This window comes from Streptomyces sp. NPDC034085 (assembly GCF_055575555.1).
In genome coordinates this window covers 39,279-52,053 of the sequence record NZ_JBVISL010000005.1, presented here as the reverse complement: position 1 = coordinate 52,053, position 12,775 = coordinate 39,279, and the positions used below count along the sequence as shown (strand labels likewise).

Below are 12,775 nucleotides of genomic sequence, written 5' to 3'. Positions count from 1 at the left end.
CGACGAAGGCCCCGATCAATGATCGGGGCCTTCGTTCCTGAGCGGACAACGCGACTCGAACGCGCGACATCCACCTTGGCAAGGTGGTGCTCTACCAACTGAGCTATGTCCGCCTGTGCGCCGTAGCGCGAGAACCACTATACCCAACCCCGCTGCCGCGCGAGACGCACGGCCGTGTGCCGGTTTTCCGCGCCGAGCTTCGTCGCCGCCGAGGACAGGTAGTTGCGTACGGTGCCCTGCGACAGCGAGGCCCGCTCCGCGATCTCCGCGACCGGCGCCCCGTCCGCCGCGAGTTCCAGCACCTCCGCCTCGCGGGCCGTCAGCGGCGAGTCGCCCGCGCTGATCGCGTCGGCCGCCAACTCCGGGTCCACGTAACGCCCTCCGCCGTGCACCGTGCGGATCAGCTCGGCCAGCCGCTGCGCCGAGACCGTCTTCGGCGCGAACGCCCGCACTCCCGCCGCCAGGGCCCGCTTGAGGTGCCCGGGACGGCCGTGGCTGGTCACGATCATGGTCTTGCAGCCGGGCAGTTCGGCCCGCAGCGATGTGGCCACGCTCACACCGTCCGCGCCCGGCATCTGGAGGTCCAGCACCGCCACGTCCGGCCGGTGCGCCCGGGCCATCGCGAGCGCCTCCGGCCCGGAAGCCGCCTCGGCGACGACCACGAGGTCGTCCTCCAGCCCGAGCAGCGCGGCCAGCGCCCCCCGGATCAGGTGCTCGTCGTCGGCCAGCAGTACCCGTACGCGGTTCACGCCCGCACCTCCATTCGTCGTCCGTCCAAGGGCACCTCGGCCCGCAGCCGGAACCGGCCGCCGCCGGCCGGCCCCGCCAGCAGGGTCCCGTCCACCGCCGCGAGCCGCTCCCGCAGCCCCGCGAGCCCCGACCCGGGCGGCCCGGCGGGCAGTTCGGACACCCCGTCGTTCTCCACCAGCAGCGTCACGGTGCCCGCAGCCTTCCCGGCCGTCAGCCGGATCAGGCAACTGCGGGCGTCCCCGTGCCGCAGTACGTTCGTGGTCGCCTCCCGGACCACCCAGCCCAGCGCCGACTGCACCTCGGCCGGCAGCTCCCGCGCGGCCGTCGCGAACTCCACCCGGCAGTCCATCCCGGCCGCGCTCAGCACCCCGCGCGCGCCCTCCAGCTCCACCGCGAGGTCCGCCTCCCGGTAGCCGCGCACCACGTCGCGCACCTCCCGCTGCGACTCGCGCGCGATCCGCTGGACCTCGATCATCTGGTCCACGGCCTCGGGGCGTTCGCGCCGGGCCAGCTGCACCGCCAGCTCGCTCTTGAGGGCGATCACGGCCAGGTTGCGCCCCATCACGTCGTGCAGGTCCCGCCCGAACCGCAGCCGTTCCTCCGCGACCGCCAGCCGGGCCTGGATCTCCCGGGTGCGGTCGAGCTCGTAGACGGTGCGCAGCAGCCAGCCGGAGAACCCGCAGGTGAAGGTGAGGAAGGCGCTCATCAGCAGCGTCCCGACGAAGTATCCGATGACCTCGTTCAACGGCAGGCCCAGCGCGGCGACCGTCCCCGATGTCCCGACGGCGGCGGCCACGGGCACGTACCTCATGTGCCGGACCTTCTCGAGGGTCAGGACGAGGGAGCCGCAGCCGAAGCCGAGCACCCCGACCACCAGTCCGGGCGCCACGGCCGCGTCGAGCCCGCCGAAGCGGCGCAGGAAGAGGAAGAGCAGGACGGTCGCGGCGGTGAGGGCCGAGACCACCACCGCGAGCCGCACCGGGGTGTCGCGGCGTCCGGACACGCCGTCCAGGGCCCTGGAGGAGAGGAAGCCCACGACGACGGCGTGGGCGCAGACCACCAGGAACGACACGATGGCCAGCGACTCGGGGGTGTCGTTCTCCCGGCCGCCGGTGAAGGCCATCAGCCCGAAGGACACGATCTCTATGACCACGAAGAAGTGGAAGGACCAGCGTGTGTACAGCTCGACCTTCCCCGCGCTGCTGCGCTTCTTCCACCACCCGGTCAGCTTCGACACGGTCCCGTCCCCCCGGTTCTTCCCTCTGGCTCACGTCGCGGTTCCCAGCGGAACCGCCACGGGACAGCAAACACCGTGCCGGTGCTCATGACCCAAGCCTCGCGGTGCGCCGGCGGGCGGAGCAGTGCGCGTCGTCACCGACGGCGATGACATTTGTCATCGGGTGTGACGCGTACCACGGCCGACCCGGGGAAGGGCCGGTCGGAACGGGGATACGACGAAGGCCCCGATCGGAAACCGATCGGGGCCTTCGCTCTCTGAGCGGACGACGCGACTCGAACGCGCGACATCCACCTTGGCAAGGTGGTGCTCTACCAACTGAGCTACGTCCGCATCTCGCTGCGGCCTGGGCCGTTGCGATGCGAGCACTACTCTACCTGATCCACAACCGTGGTCGGTCAGCAGTGCAGAGCGGGTGACAGGGATTGCACACTGCGCCTCCCCCCTGGAAGGGGGGTGTTCTGCTACTGAACTACACCCGCACGACTTCGGGGCTTCGACCTTTCGGCCTGGCCCCTCGGCGTGATCCACACACTAGCCGATCAGTGGGGGTGGATGCCAAATCCGGGTCAGTGGGCTTCCTCGTAGGCGGTGTAGACGGCCTTCGGGATGCGCCCGCGCGGCGGCACGTCGTGGCCGTGGGACCGCGCCCAGGCCCGTACGACCGCCGGGTCCGGGGCGATCGAGGTCGTCTTGAAGGCCTTCCCCGACCGGGACTGGCGGCGGCCGGCGGCCACGAAGGGCGCGAGGCTCTTCCGCAGTTTCTTTGCGTTGGCCGCATTGAGGTCGATCTCGTAGGACTTACCGTCCAGGGCGAACGTGACCGTTTCCGCCGCTTCTCCGCCATCGAGGTCGTCGGAGATCGTGACTACTACGCGCTGCGCCACGGATATCGGTCCCTTCGTGCGCCCACCCCGCTCGCTGACGTGCGGTGATGTCGCCTGTGTGGATGTTTCGGTGGAATGTGGCAAACCGTCCCCGTCGCGAGGCGACAAATGCCACGGTCCCGGCTGATTCCTTTGTACCGCGATTCTCATTGAATTGCGAAGCCCAGTTAATTCTCTGCGCGTGTCCCGTCGCAATCCCGGGCGGGTGGTTTTCCGGCGGATTTTGCGAAGCGTTGGTGAAGCCGAAACGGCGCGTGCTTCGCTCCCGGCCGATATCTACCCGCGTAGAAATTTCGGCCGGGTACGCTGAGGGAACCGCCTTCGCACCAACCACCTCATCGGGAGTGCCAGTGGCACGCGTCGTAGTCGACGTCATGCTCAAGCCGGAGATCCTCGACCCCCAGGGCCAGGCGGTGCAGCGTGCACTGCCGCGCCTGGGCTTCGACGGGATCGCCGACGTCCGCCAGGGGAAGCGTTTCGAACTGGAGGTGGAGGGACCGGTCGACCAGGCCGCCCTCGACCGCATCCACAAGATGGCCGAAACGTTCCTCGCCAACACCGTCATCGAAGACTTCACCGTGAAGGTCGAGGCCTGACGGTGACCACACGCATCGGAGTCGTCACGTTCCCCGGAACGCTCGACGACCGTGACTCGCTGCGCGCCGTCCGCCTCGCGGGGGCCGAGCCGGTCTCGCTCTGGCACCGCGACAAGGACCTGCACCAGGTCGACGCGGTCGTCCTCGCGGGCGGCTTCTCCTACGGGGACTACCTGCGCGCCGGAGCCATCTCCCGGTTCTCGCCGGTGATGGAGACCGTCATCGAGCAGGCCAGGGCCGGCATGCCCGTCCTCGGCATCTGCAACGGCTTCCAGGTCCTCACCGAGGCCCACCTGCTGCCGGGGGCGATGCTCCGCAACAACCACCTGCACTTCATCTGCCGCGACCAGAAGCTGCGGGTGGAGAACGCGGAGACCGCGTGGACCGGCGACTACGACGCAGGCCAGGAGATCTCCGTACCGCTCAAGAACATGGACGGCCGGTACGTCGCCGACGAGCGCGTGCTCGACGAACTGGAGGGCGAAGGCCGAGTGGCCTTCCGGTACGTCGACATGAACCCGAACGGCTCGCTGCGCGACATCGCCGGCATCACCAACGCCGCGGGCAACGTCGTCGGCCTCATGCCGCACCCCGAGCACGCGGTCGAGCCGCTGGTCGGGACCGGCCGCACCGACGGCCTCCCGTTCTTCACGTCGGTCCTGAAGAAGCTGGTCAGCGCATGAGCCTCGACACCGTAAAGAACGCCACCGAGACCCCGGACGCCTCCCAGCCCTGGAAGGAGCTCGGCCTCAAGGAGGACGAGTACGCCCGGATCCGCGAGATCCTCGGCCGCCGCCCCACCGGCGCCGAGCTCGCCATGTACTCCGTCATGTGGTCCGAGCACTGCTCGTACAAGAGCAGCAAGGTCCACCTGAAGCAGTTCGGCGAGAAGGTCCCGGAGAACGACGCCATGCTCGTCGGCATCGGCGAGAACGCCGGCGTCGTCGACGTCGGCCAGGGCTACGCGGTCACCTTCAAGGTGGAGTCGCACAACCACCCCAGCTACATCGAGCCCTACCAGGGCGCGGCCACCGGCGTCGGCGGCATCGTCCGCGACATCCTCGCCATGGGCGCCCGCCCGGTCGCCGTCGTGGACCCGCTGCGCTTCGGCGCCGCCGACCACCCCGACACCAAGCGCGTCCTGCCGGGCGTCGTCGCGGGCATCGGCGGCTACGGCAACTGCCTGGGCCTGCCCAACATCGGCGGCGAGGTCGTCTTCGACGCCTGCTACCAGGGCAACCCGCTGGTCAACGCCGGCTGCATCGGCGTGATGAAGCACGAGGACATCCACCTCGCCAAGGCCTCCGGCCCCGGCAACAAGGTCATCCTCTACGGCGCCCGCACCGGCGGCGACGGCATCGGCGGCGTCTCCGTACTGGCCTCGGAGACCTTCGACGACACGAAGCCGACGAAGCGCCCGGCGGTCCAGGTCGGCGACCCCTTCCAGGAGAAGCTCCTCATCGAGTGCACCCTGGAGATCTTCAAGGAGAAGCTGGTCGCGGGCATCCAGGACCTCGGCGGCGCCGGGCTCTCCTGCGCCACCTCCGAGCTGGCCTCCGCCGGCTCCGGCGGCATGCGCGTCGAACTGGACACCGTCCCGCTGCGCGACGCGACGCTCTCGCCCGAGGAGATCCTCATGAGCGAGTCGCAGGAGCGCATGTGCGCCATCGTCGAGCCGCAGCACGTCGACCGCTTCATGGAGATCTGCGAGAAGTGGGACGTCATCGCCACCGTCATCGGTGAGGTGACCGACGGCGAGCGCCTGGAGATCTTCTGGCACGGCGAGCAGATCGTGGACGTGCCCCCGGGCACCGTCGCCCACGAGGGCCCGGTCTACCACCGTCCCTACGCCCGCCCCGAGTGGCAGGACGCCCTCCAGGCCGACGACGCGGGCCGGCTGCCGCGGCCGCAGACCTCCGAGGAGCTGCGCGCGCAGGTTCTGGCGCTGGTCTCGTCCCCGAACCAGGCCTCCAAGTCCTGGGTCACCGACCAGTACGACCGGTTCGTGCAGGGCAACACCGTCCTCGCCCAGCCCGAGGACGCGGGCATGGTCCGCATCGACGAGGAGACCAACCTCGGCGTCGCCATGGCCACCGACGGCAACGGCCGCTACGCCAAGCTCGACCCGTACGCGGGCGCGCAGCTGGCGCTGGCCGAGGCCTACCGCAACGTCGCCGCGACCGGCGCGAAGCCCCTCGCCATCTCCGACTGCCTGAACTTCGGCTCCCCCGAGGACCCGGGCGTCATGTGGCAGTTCGCCGAGGCCACCCGCGGCCTCGCCGACGGCTGCCTGGAGCTGGGCACCCCGGTGACCGGCGGCAACGTCTCCCTCTACAACCAGACGGGCGACGTCGCGATCCACCCGACCCCGGTCGTGGCGGTCCTCGGCGTCATCGACGACGTCAACCGCCGTACGCCGATGGCGTTCGCGGAGGCCGGCCAGCTGCTGTACCTGCTGGGCGACACGGCCGAGGAGTTCGGCGGTTCGGCCTGGTCCCAGGTCGTCCACGACCACCTCGGCGGCCTGCCGCCCAAGGTGGACCTGGGCCGCGAGAAGCTGCTCGCCGAGATCCTGATCTCCTCCTCCCGCGACGGCATGATCGACGCGGCGCACGACCTGTCGGACGGCGGCGTGATCCAGGCGCTCACCGAGTCCTGCCTCAAGGGCGGCAACGGTGCGCGGATCGTGGTCCCGGAGGGCCTGGACGCGTTCACCTTCCTGTTCTCCGAGTCCGCGGGCCGCGCCATCGTGGCCGTCCCGCGCAGCGAGGAGCTCCGCTTCACCGACATGTGCGGTGCGCGGGGCCTGCCGGCCACGCGCATCGGCGTGGTGGACGGCGACGAGATCGAGATCCAGGGCGAGTTCACCCTCCCCCTGGCAGAGCTCCGCGAGGCCCACGAGGCGACGATCCCGGCGCTGCTGGCCTGAGCCCGGCGCCCCCTCCGCGGGCCCCCGGCCGGATCACCTCCGGCCGGGGGCCCGCGGCGTCGGTCCCCAGGAGCACCGCGCGGCGGCGCGGGCGCACCGGGCTCGTACGGCCCGGGCCGCGGCCCCAGTAGGGTCGGGGCATGCCGCCCGCCAAGAAGAAGCCGCGCACGTACGACCACGCGAAGATCCGGGCCGCGGTCACCGCGCAGTTCGGACACATCGCCGCCGCCGTACGGGAGTTGGGGCCCGAGCAGCTGGCACGTCCCAGCGGGCTCGGGGAGTGGAGCGTGGCCGAGCTCGCCGCGCACGTCGCGTGGATCGCGGACTCGCTGGCCCGCGGCCTGGCCAAGCCGCCGGCCGCCGTGCCCGAACTCAGCGCCGTCGAATGGCCCTTCGTCACCGCCTCCCTCGCGGGCAGGATCTCCGAGGCGGCCCGCGAGACCCTGACCGGCGCCCCGCTGCCCGAGCTGTACGAGCGGGCGGGCGCCCACCTGGCCGAAGCGCTGGAGACCCACCCCGGCAGCCGGGTGCTGGACCTGTGGATCGGGGACATGACCCTCGCGGACTTCCTGGTCACCCGCACCGTCGAGCTGGTCGTGCACACCGACGACCTGAACCGGGCCGCCGGCCTGGACATCCCCGTCGAGCGGCAGGCCCTGGCCGCCTGCACCCGGCTGCTCGCCGACGCCCTCGCGCTGAAGGCCCCCGGCGGCTCCGTCGAGGTACGGGTGCCGCCCTTCGCGGTGGTCCAGTGCATCGAGGGCCCCCGCCACACCCGCGGCACCCCGCCGAACGTGGTGGAGACCGACCCGCTCACCTGGCTCCGGCTCGCGACGGGCCGCACCGGCTGGGCCGAGGCCCTGGACGCGGCCCGGGTCAGGGCCAGCGGCGAGCGGGCCGACCTCTCCGCGCTGCTGCCCCTGATGGGCTGAGGGAACCGACTGAGGGAACCGACTGAGGGAACCGGCCGGGTGCCGGTTCCGTCCCAGGGGCATGCGTACCCTCAGGCACCTGACGACCGGCGCGCTGGCGCTCGTACTGGCCCTGACCGCGTGCAGCGCGGCGGGGCAGGGCCGTGACGACGCCGCCCTCACCGTGCAGACCTCGACCACGCCGCCCGTCCCCGACGCGCCGCTCACCGCGACCGCCTGGACCGTAGCCTCCGTGGCCGGGGCCACCGCCCCCGCGGGCCGGGAGGCCCGCTTCACCCTCACCCCCGAGGGGCAGGCGAACGGCACCCTCGGCTGCAACCGCTTCAGCGCCCCCGCCACCGTCGCCGGCCCCACCGTGACGGTCGGGCCGCTGACCAGCACCCGGATGGCCTGCGAGGGCCCGGCGGGCGAGGTGGAGCGGGCCCTGACCGCCCTCTTCGGCAGCGGTCCCCTCACCTGGAAGGTCCGGGGCGGCACCCTCACCCTCACCGCCCCGGACGGCACCACCCTCACCGCCGAGGCGGCTTCGGCGGCCGAGTGACCGCCGGGGCCCGGAGCCGGGCCGTGGTCAGGCCGGGTACGGCAGCAAGCCGGCGTCGACGGCCTCCCAGGCCCGGCGCAGCTCCGCCAGCCGGGCCGGTTCCACCGCCGCCTTGTCGGCCTGCTCCCGCAGGTCCCCGGCCAGGTCGAACAGCTGGTCGCGCCCCGACTTGCCGCGGTAGTACTTCCAGTTCCCGCGGCGCAGCGCCCGCTCCCCGCGCACCCGCCAGAACAGGTCCCGCTCCGCCGGCTCCTCGCCCCGCAGCAGGTACCCGGCCAGGCTCACCCCGTCCAGCGGGTACGCCGGGTGGGGCCGGGTCCCGGCCACCTCCAGCAGGGTCGCCGTCCAGTCGGGGCTGAACACGGGGAGGCGGCTGACCTGGCCGCCGTCCAGCCGGGCGGGCCAGCGCACGATGTTCGGCACCCTGATCCCGCCCTCCTGGAGCGAGGCCTTGGCGCCCGACAGCGGCCAGGCGTAGGAGAAGCGCTCGCCGCCGTTGTCGCTGGAGAAGACGACCAGCGTGTCGTCCTCCTGGCCGGAGCGCTTCAGCGCCTTCAGCACCTCGCCGACCGACCGGTCGAGGTCCTCGACCATCTGCCGGTACTTCTCGACCGAGCCGCCGTCCTGGTGCCACAGGGCGCGCCCGTCGCCCGCCTTGATCCGCCGGACGATCTCGGCGCTCGCGGCCGTGTCCCCGTCGGCGATCCACGGCCAGTGAGGGGTGGTGAAGTTCAGGTTCAGCAGCCACGGCCTGCCGCCGTGGTCGCGGGAGACGTACTCGCTCGCCCGCTCCGTGATGATCCGCGTGTAGTAGCGCAGGTCCTTGTACTCGGCGTCGCCCTCGTAGAGGTCGTACTCACCGCCCAGGCCCAGCTTGGAGTAGTACTCCAGGGCCCCGCCGAAGTTCCCGAAGAACTCCTCCCAGCCGGACTTCGTCGGGCTGTGGTCGGGCAGGTAGCCCGCGTGCCACTTGCCGATCAGCGCGGTGGCGTAGCCGGCCCCCTTCAGCAGCGAGGCCAGCGTCGGGTGCGTGGGGTCCAGGCCCGCCGACCTGTCGGCGATCGGCTCCGCCAGGCCGCCCCGGGTACGGGCCGGGTAGCGCCCCGTGTAGAGGCTGAAGCGGGTCGGGGAGCAGGTCGCGGAGCCCGCGTAGGCGTCCGTGAAGCGGACCCCCTCGCGGGCGAGGCGGTCCAGGTTCGGGGTCTTGATGTGCGGGGCCCCGTACGAGGAGAGGTCGGCCCAGCCGAGGTCGTCGCCGAGGATGAACAGGACGTTCGGACGCCGCGACCGGCGGCCGCGCGCGGCCCGGAAATCACGCTCCCGCGGGCCCGCTCCAGGGGCTTCGGCGGCCGCGGCCGGGGCGGCGCCCAGCCCCACGGCGGCGGTGGCCGCACCCACTCCGAAGGCCCCTCCGAAGGCCCGGCGGGACAGCTTGCTGTTGTACGAAGACACAGGTACTCCAGGACACGGCTCGGCCGCCCCCGCCCCCGGCGGCGCGCGACGGCGCGCGGCACGGCGGGGCGGGGCCCGGCGGAGCGAAATGTGGAAAAGGGAGAAAGAGTTGTGGCTACGCGCAACAGCGACAGATGGCGCTCGCGACACGGACCAGGTCCACGTGCCGGCGCTCGACGAGGGTGACGGAACGGTCACCGAGAGGCTGCATGGAGCGAGAGCCTGTACGAATTCCCTCGTAGCTGTCAACAAACTGATCCGCATACCGAGACGCGGCCGTCCGGTCACCCTCTGTGCTGTGAGATTTCCCGGCCCTCACCAATTCGGACCAGTGGTCGATCTCGCCTACACTCGGTGGTGTGCCTCGTGGTGATGGACGACTCAACCACGACCTGCTCCCCGGTGAGAAGGGCCCCCAGGACGCTTGCGGCGTCTTCGGTGTCTGGGCCCCGGGTGAAGAGGTCGCCAAGCTCACCTACTTCGGACTGTATGCACTGCAGCACCGCGGACAAGAGTCCGCGGGAATCGCTGTGAGCAACGGTTCCCAGATCCTCGTCTTCAAGGACATGGGCCTCGTTTCCCAGGTCTTCGACGAAACCTCTCTCGGCTCGCTCCAGGGTCATATCGCGGTCGGTCACGCCCGCTACTCGACCACCGGAGCCTCCGTCTGGGAGAACGCGCAGCCCACCTTCCGCGCGACCGCCCACGGCTCGATCGCCCTGGGTCACAACGGCAACCTGGTGAACACCGCCGAGCTCGCCGAGATGGTCGCGGACCTCCCCCGTCAGGACGGGCGTGCCACCCAGGTGGCCGCCACCAATGACACCGACCTGGTCACCGCCCTGCTCGCCGGCCAGACCGACGACGAGGGCAAGCCCCTGACCATCGAGGAGTCGGCCGCCAAGGTCCTCCCGAAGGTCAAGGGCGCCTTCTCCCTGGTCTTCATGGACGAGGGGACCCTCTACACCGCCCGTGACCCGCAGGGCATCCGCCCGCTGGTCCTCGGCCGCCTGGAGCGCGGCTGGGTGGTCGCGAGCGAGACCGCCGCCCTCGACATCTGCGGCGCCAGCTTCGTCCGCGAGGTCGAGCCGGGCGAGCTCATCGCGATCGACGAGAACGGCCTGCGCACCTCGCGCTTCGCAGAAGCGAAGCCCAAGGGCTGCGTGTTCGAGTACGTCTACCTGGCGCGCCCGGACACCGACATCGCCGGCCGCAACGTCTACCTCTCGCGTGTCGAGATGGGCCGGCGCCTCGCCAAGGAGGCCCCGGTCGAGGCCGACCTGGTGATAGCGACGCCGGAGTCCGGCACGCCCGCCGCCGTCGGCTACGCCGAGGCCAGCGGGATCCCGTACGGCTCCGGCCTGGTCAAGAACGCCTACGTGGGCCGGACCTTCATCCAGCCCTCGCAGACGATCCGCCAGCTCGGCATCCGCCTGAAGCTCAACCCCCTCAAGGAAGTCATCCGGGGCAAGCGCCTGGTGGTCGTCGACGACTCGATCGTCCGCGGCAACACCCAGCGCGCCCTCGTGAAGATGCTCCGCGAGGCCGGTGCGGCCGAGGTCCACATCCGGATCTCCTCCCCGCCGGTGAAGTGGCCGTGCTTCTTCGGCATCGACTTCGCCACCCGGGCCGAGCTGATCGCCAACGGCATGACGGTCGACGAGATCGCCACGTCGCTTGGCGCGGACTCGCTCTCGTACATCTCGCTGGACGCGATGATCGAGGCGACGACCATCCAGAAGCCCAACCTCTGCCGCGCCTGCTTCGACGGTGAGTACCCCATGGAGCTGCCCGACCCGCAGCTGCTGGGCAAGCAGCTCCTGGAGTCCGAGCTCGCGGGCGGCACGGACGCCGCCGACGCGCTCCGCCGCCCGTAGGACCCCGGCTCAACCTGCGCCAGGCCCTGTCTTTGAGGCTTCTCCCAGGGCCTGGCACCACATGCAGTAACGACACGAAAGCTCTCTCCTGTCATGACAGAGAAGACCACCGGTGCCAGCTACGCAGCCGCAGGCGTGGACATCGAAGCGGGCGACCGCGCCGTCGAGCTGATGAAGGAGTGGGTGAAGAAGACGCAGCGCCCCGAGGTCCTCGGCGGCCTCGGCGGCTTCGCCGGCCTCTTCGACGCCTCCGCCCTCAAGCGCTACGAGCGCCCCCTGCTGGCCTCGGCCACCGACGGGGTCGGCACCAAGGTGGACATCGCCCGCCAGCTGGGCGTGTACGACACCATCGGCCACGACCTGGTCGCGATGGTCATGGACGACATCGTCGTCTGCGGCGCCGAGCCGCTCTTCATGACGGACTACATCTGCGTCGGCAAGGTGCACCCCGAGCGTGTCGCGGCCATCGTGAAGGGCATCGCCGAGGGCTGCGTCCTCGCCGGCTGCGCCCTGGTCGGCGGCGAGACCGCCGAGCACCCCGGGCTGCTCGGCCCGGACGACTTCGACGTGGCCGGCGCGGGCACCGGCGTGGTCGAGTACGACCGCCTGCTCGGCGCCGATCGCATCCGTACGGGGGACGCCGTCATCGCGATGGCTTCGTCCGGCCTTCACTCGAACGGGTACTCGCTCGTCCGGCACGTCCTCTTCGACCGGGCCGGGATGTCCCTGGAGCAGCACGTCGAGGAGTTCGGCCGCACCCTCGGCGAGGAGCTGCTGGAGCCGACCAAGATCTACTCGCTGGACTGCCTGGCCCTCACCCGTACGGCCGAGGTCCACGCGTACTCGCACATCACCGGCGGCGGTCTCGCGGCGAACCTCGCCCGGGTCATCCCGGACCACCTGCACGCGACGGTCGACCGCGGCACCTGGACCCCGGGCGCCGTCTTCGACCTGGTCGGCAAGGCCGGCAGCGTCGAGCGGCTGGAGCTGGAGAAGACGCTGAACATGGGCGTCGGCATGATGGCCGTGGTCCCGCAGGAGTCGGTGGACGTGGCCCTGACCACCCTGGCCGACCGGGGCGTCGAGGCCTGGGTCGCCGGCGAGATCCTCGACCGGGGCGACCACGCCGAGGGCGCGACCCTGACCGGCAGCTACGCGGTCTGAGCAGCACTGAAACCCGGTCCGGGGCGAGGCCCCGGGCCGGGTTTCGGCATGTATCGAACCAGTGCGGCTTCAGTCAGCCGGCTGGTGCAGACGCTGTGTGCAGAGGAGCGGTGCGTCAAGCCCCGCGACGGTGCGCCGACGGACCGGACTGATCGTCCTCGTCCTCGTCGTCATCGTTGTACAGATCCGCGTACTTGGCGTACGGGTCGTCGTCGTCCAGATCGTCATCGACTTCGACCGGAGCGCCGATAGGCAGCGGCTCTGTCTGCGATGCGCCCAGCTCATTGGCCAGACGCGAGAGGTCAGTCCCGCCGCTGTTGTACTTCAGCTGGCGGGCGACCTTTGTCTGCTTGGCCTTGGCCCGGCCGCGCCCCATGGCTCGACCCCCTCGGTGACGGGGCTCGACGGCC

The 12,775-nt window shown here is 71.2% G+C and carries 13 protein-coding genes and 3 tRNA genes; 7 read left to right on the top strand and 9 right to left on the bottom strand.

Features of this window, described 5'->3' with window-relative positions:
• Nucleotides 1–40 precede the first annotated feature (40 nt).
• From ACZ501_RS18875 to ACZ501_RS18850, 6 genes are all read right to left on the bottom strand, one after another.
• Nucleotides 41–113: transfer RNA gene (locus tag ACZ501_RS18875), tRNA-Gly, on the bottom strand.
• Nucleotides 114–137: 24 nt separating this feature from the next.
• Entirely contained in the window at nucleotides 138–749 is a 612-nt protein-coding gene (locus tag ACZ501_RS18870) for a response regulator transcription factor (protein ID WP_361608212.1), read from the bottom strand.
• The gene (locus ACZ501_RS18865) at nucleotides 746–1,987 is read right to left on the bottom strand and encodes a sensor histidine kinase (RefSeq protein WP_468796708.1); all 1,242 of its coding nucleotides are present in this window, start codon (nucleotides 1,985–1,987) and stop codon (nucleotides 746–748) included. Before ACZ501_RS18865 ends, ACZ501_RS18870 begins: the two co-directional genes overlap by 4 nt.
• 260 nt (nucleotides 1,988–2,247) lie before the next feature.
• A tRNA-Gly gene (locus tag ACZ501_RS18860) sits at nucleotides 2,248–2,320 on the bottom strand.
• 77 nt (nucleotides 2,321–2,397) lie between these two features.
• Nucleotides 2,398–2,469, bottom strand: a tRNA-Gly gene (locus ACZ501_RS18855).
• An 87-nt stretch (nucleotides 2,470–2,556) separates the two neighbouring features.
• Nucleotides 2,557–2,874 carry a histone-like nucleoid-structuring protein Lsr2 gene (locus ACZ501_RS18850; protein WP_361608206.1) on the bottom strand — a complete coding sequence of 106 codons (318 nt, stop codon included), beginning with the start codon at nucleotides 2,872–2,874 and terminating at the stop codon, nucleotides 2,557–2,559.
• A gap of 350 nt (nucleotides 2,875–3,224) precedes the next feature.
• On the opposite strand from ACZ501_RS18850, the gene purS reads away from it, so the two are divergent.
• From purS to ACZ501_RS18825, 5 genes are all read left to right on the top strand, one after another.
• A complete protein-coding gene (gene purS, locus ACZ501_RS18845) occupies nucleotides 3,225–3,470 on the top strand; it encodes a phosphoribosylformylglycinamidine synthase subunit PurS (protein WP_042801325.1) in 246 nt (81 codons plus the stop codon).
• 2 nt (nucleotides 3,471–3,472) lie between these two features.
• Nucleotides 3,473–4,153: a phosphoribosylformylglycinamidine synthase subunit PurQ gene (gene purQ, locus ACZ501_RS18840; RefSeq protein ID WP_362462955.1), complete on the top strand. Its 681-nt coding sequence runs from the start codon at nucleotides 3,473–3,475 to the stop codon at nucleotides 4,151–4,153.
• The gene (gene purL, locus ACZ501_RS18835) at nucleotides 4,150–6,399 is read left to right on the top strand and encodes a phosphoribosylformylglycinamidine synthase subunit PurL (RefSeq protein ID WP_361608200.1); all 2,250 of its coding nucleotides are present in this window, start codon (nucleotides 4,150–4,152) and stop codon (nucleotides 6,397–6,399) included. The genes purQ and purL overlap by 4 nt, the downstream gene beginning before the upstream one ends.
• A gap of 140 nt (nucleotides 6,400–6,539) precedes the next feature.
• Nucleotides 6,540–7,331: a maleylpyruvate isomerase family mycothiol-dependent enzyme gene (locus ACZ501_RS18830; RefSeq protein WP_362462949.1), complete on the top strand. Its 792-nt coding sequence runs from the start codon at nucleotides 6,540–6,542 to the stop codon at nucleotides 7,329–7,331.
• 61 nt (nucleotides 7,332–7,392) lie between these two features.
• Nucleotides 7,393–7,872: an META domain-containing protein gene (locus tag ACZ501_RS18825; RefSeq protein WP_468796705.1), complete on the top strand. Its 480-nt coding sequence runs from the start codon at nucleotides 7,393–7,395 to the stop codon at nucleotides 7,870–7,872.
• Nucleotides 7,873–7,899: 27 nt separating this feature from the next.
• Here the strand turns inward: ACZ501_RS18825 and ACZ501_RS18820 are convergent, their stop codons facing one another.
• Nucleotides 7,900–9,324, bottom strand: coding sequence for a sulfatase family protein (locus ACZ501_RS18820; RefSeq protein WP_468796702.1), 1,425 nt, complete (start codon nucleotides 9,322–9,324; stop codon nucleotides 7,900–7,902).
• A gap of 115 nt (nucleotides 9,325–9,439) precedes the next feature.
• Complete coding sequence (locus ACZ501_RS18815) at nucleotides 9,440–9,535, bottom strand: putative leader peptide (protein ID WP_361606121.1); 96 nt, start codon at nucleotides 9,533–9,535, stop codon at nucleotides 9,440–9,442.
• A gap of 148 nt (nucleotides 9,536–9,683) precedes the next feature.
• Between ACZ501_RS18815 and purF the strand changes: the two genes are divergently transcribed.
• Nucleotides 9,684–11,201 carry an amidophosphoribosyltransferase gene (gene purF, locus ACZ501_RS18810; protein ID WP_361606118.1) on the top strand — a complete coding sequence of 506 codons (1,518 nt, stop codon included), beginning with the start codon at nucleotides 9,684–9,686 and terminating at the stop codon, nucleotides 11,199–11,201.
• 93 nt (nucleotides 11,202–11,294) lie between these two features.
• The gene (gene purM / locus ACZ501_RS18805; protein ID WP_361606115.1) at nucleotides 11,295–12,365 is read left to right on the top strand and encodes a phosphoribosylformylglycinamidine cyclo-ligase; all 1,071 of its coding nucleotides are present in this window, start codon (nucleotides 11,295–11,297) and stop codon (nucleotides 12,363–12,365) included.
• A 115-nt stretch (nucleotides 12,366–12,480) separates the two neighbouring features.
• Here the strand turns inward: purM and ACZ501_RS18800 are convergent, their stop codons facing one another.
• Nucleotides 12,481–12,741 (bottom strand): DUF3073 domain-containing protein, encoded by a 261-nt coding sequence (locus ACZ501_RS18800; protein ID WP_361606112.1) that lies wholly within the window; start codon nucleotides 12,739–12,741, stop codon nucleotides 12,481–12,483.
• Nucleotides 12,742–12,775: the final 34 nt, after the last annotated feature.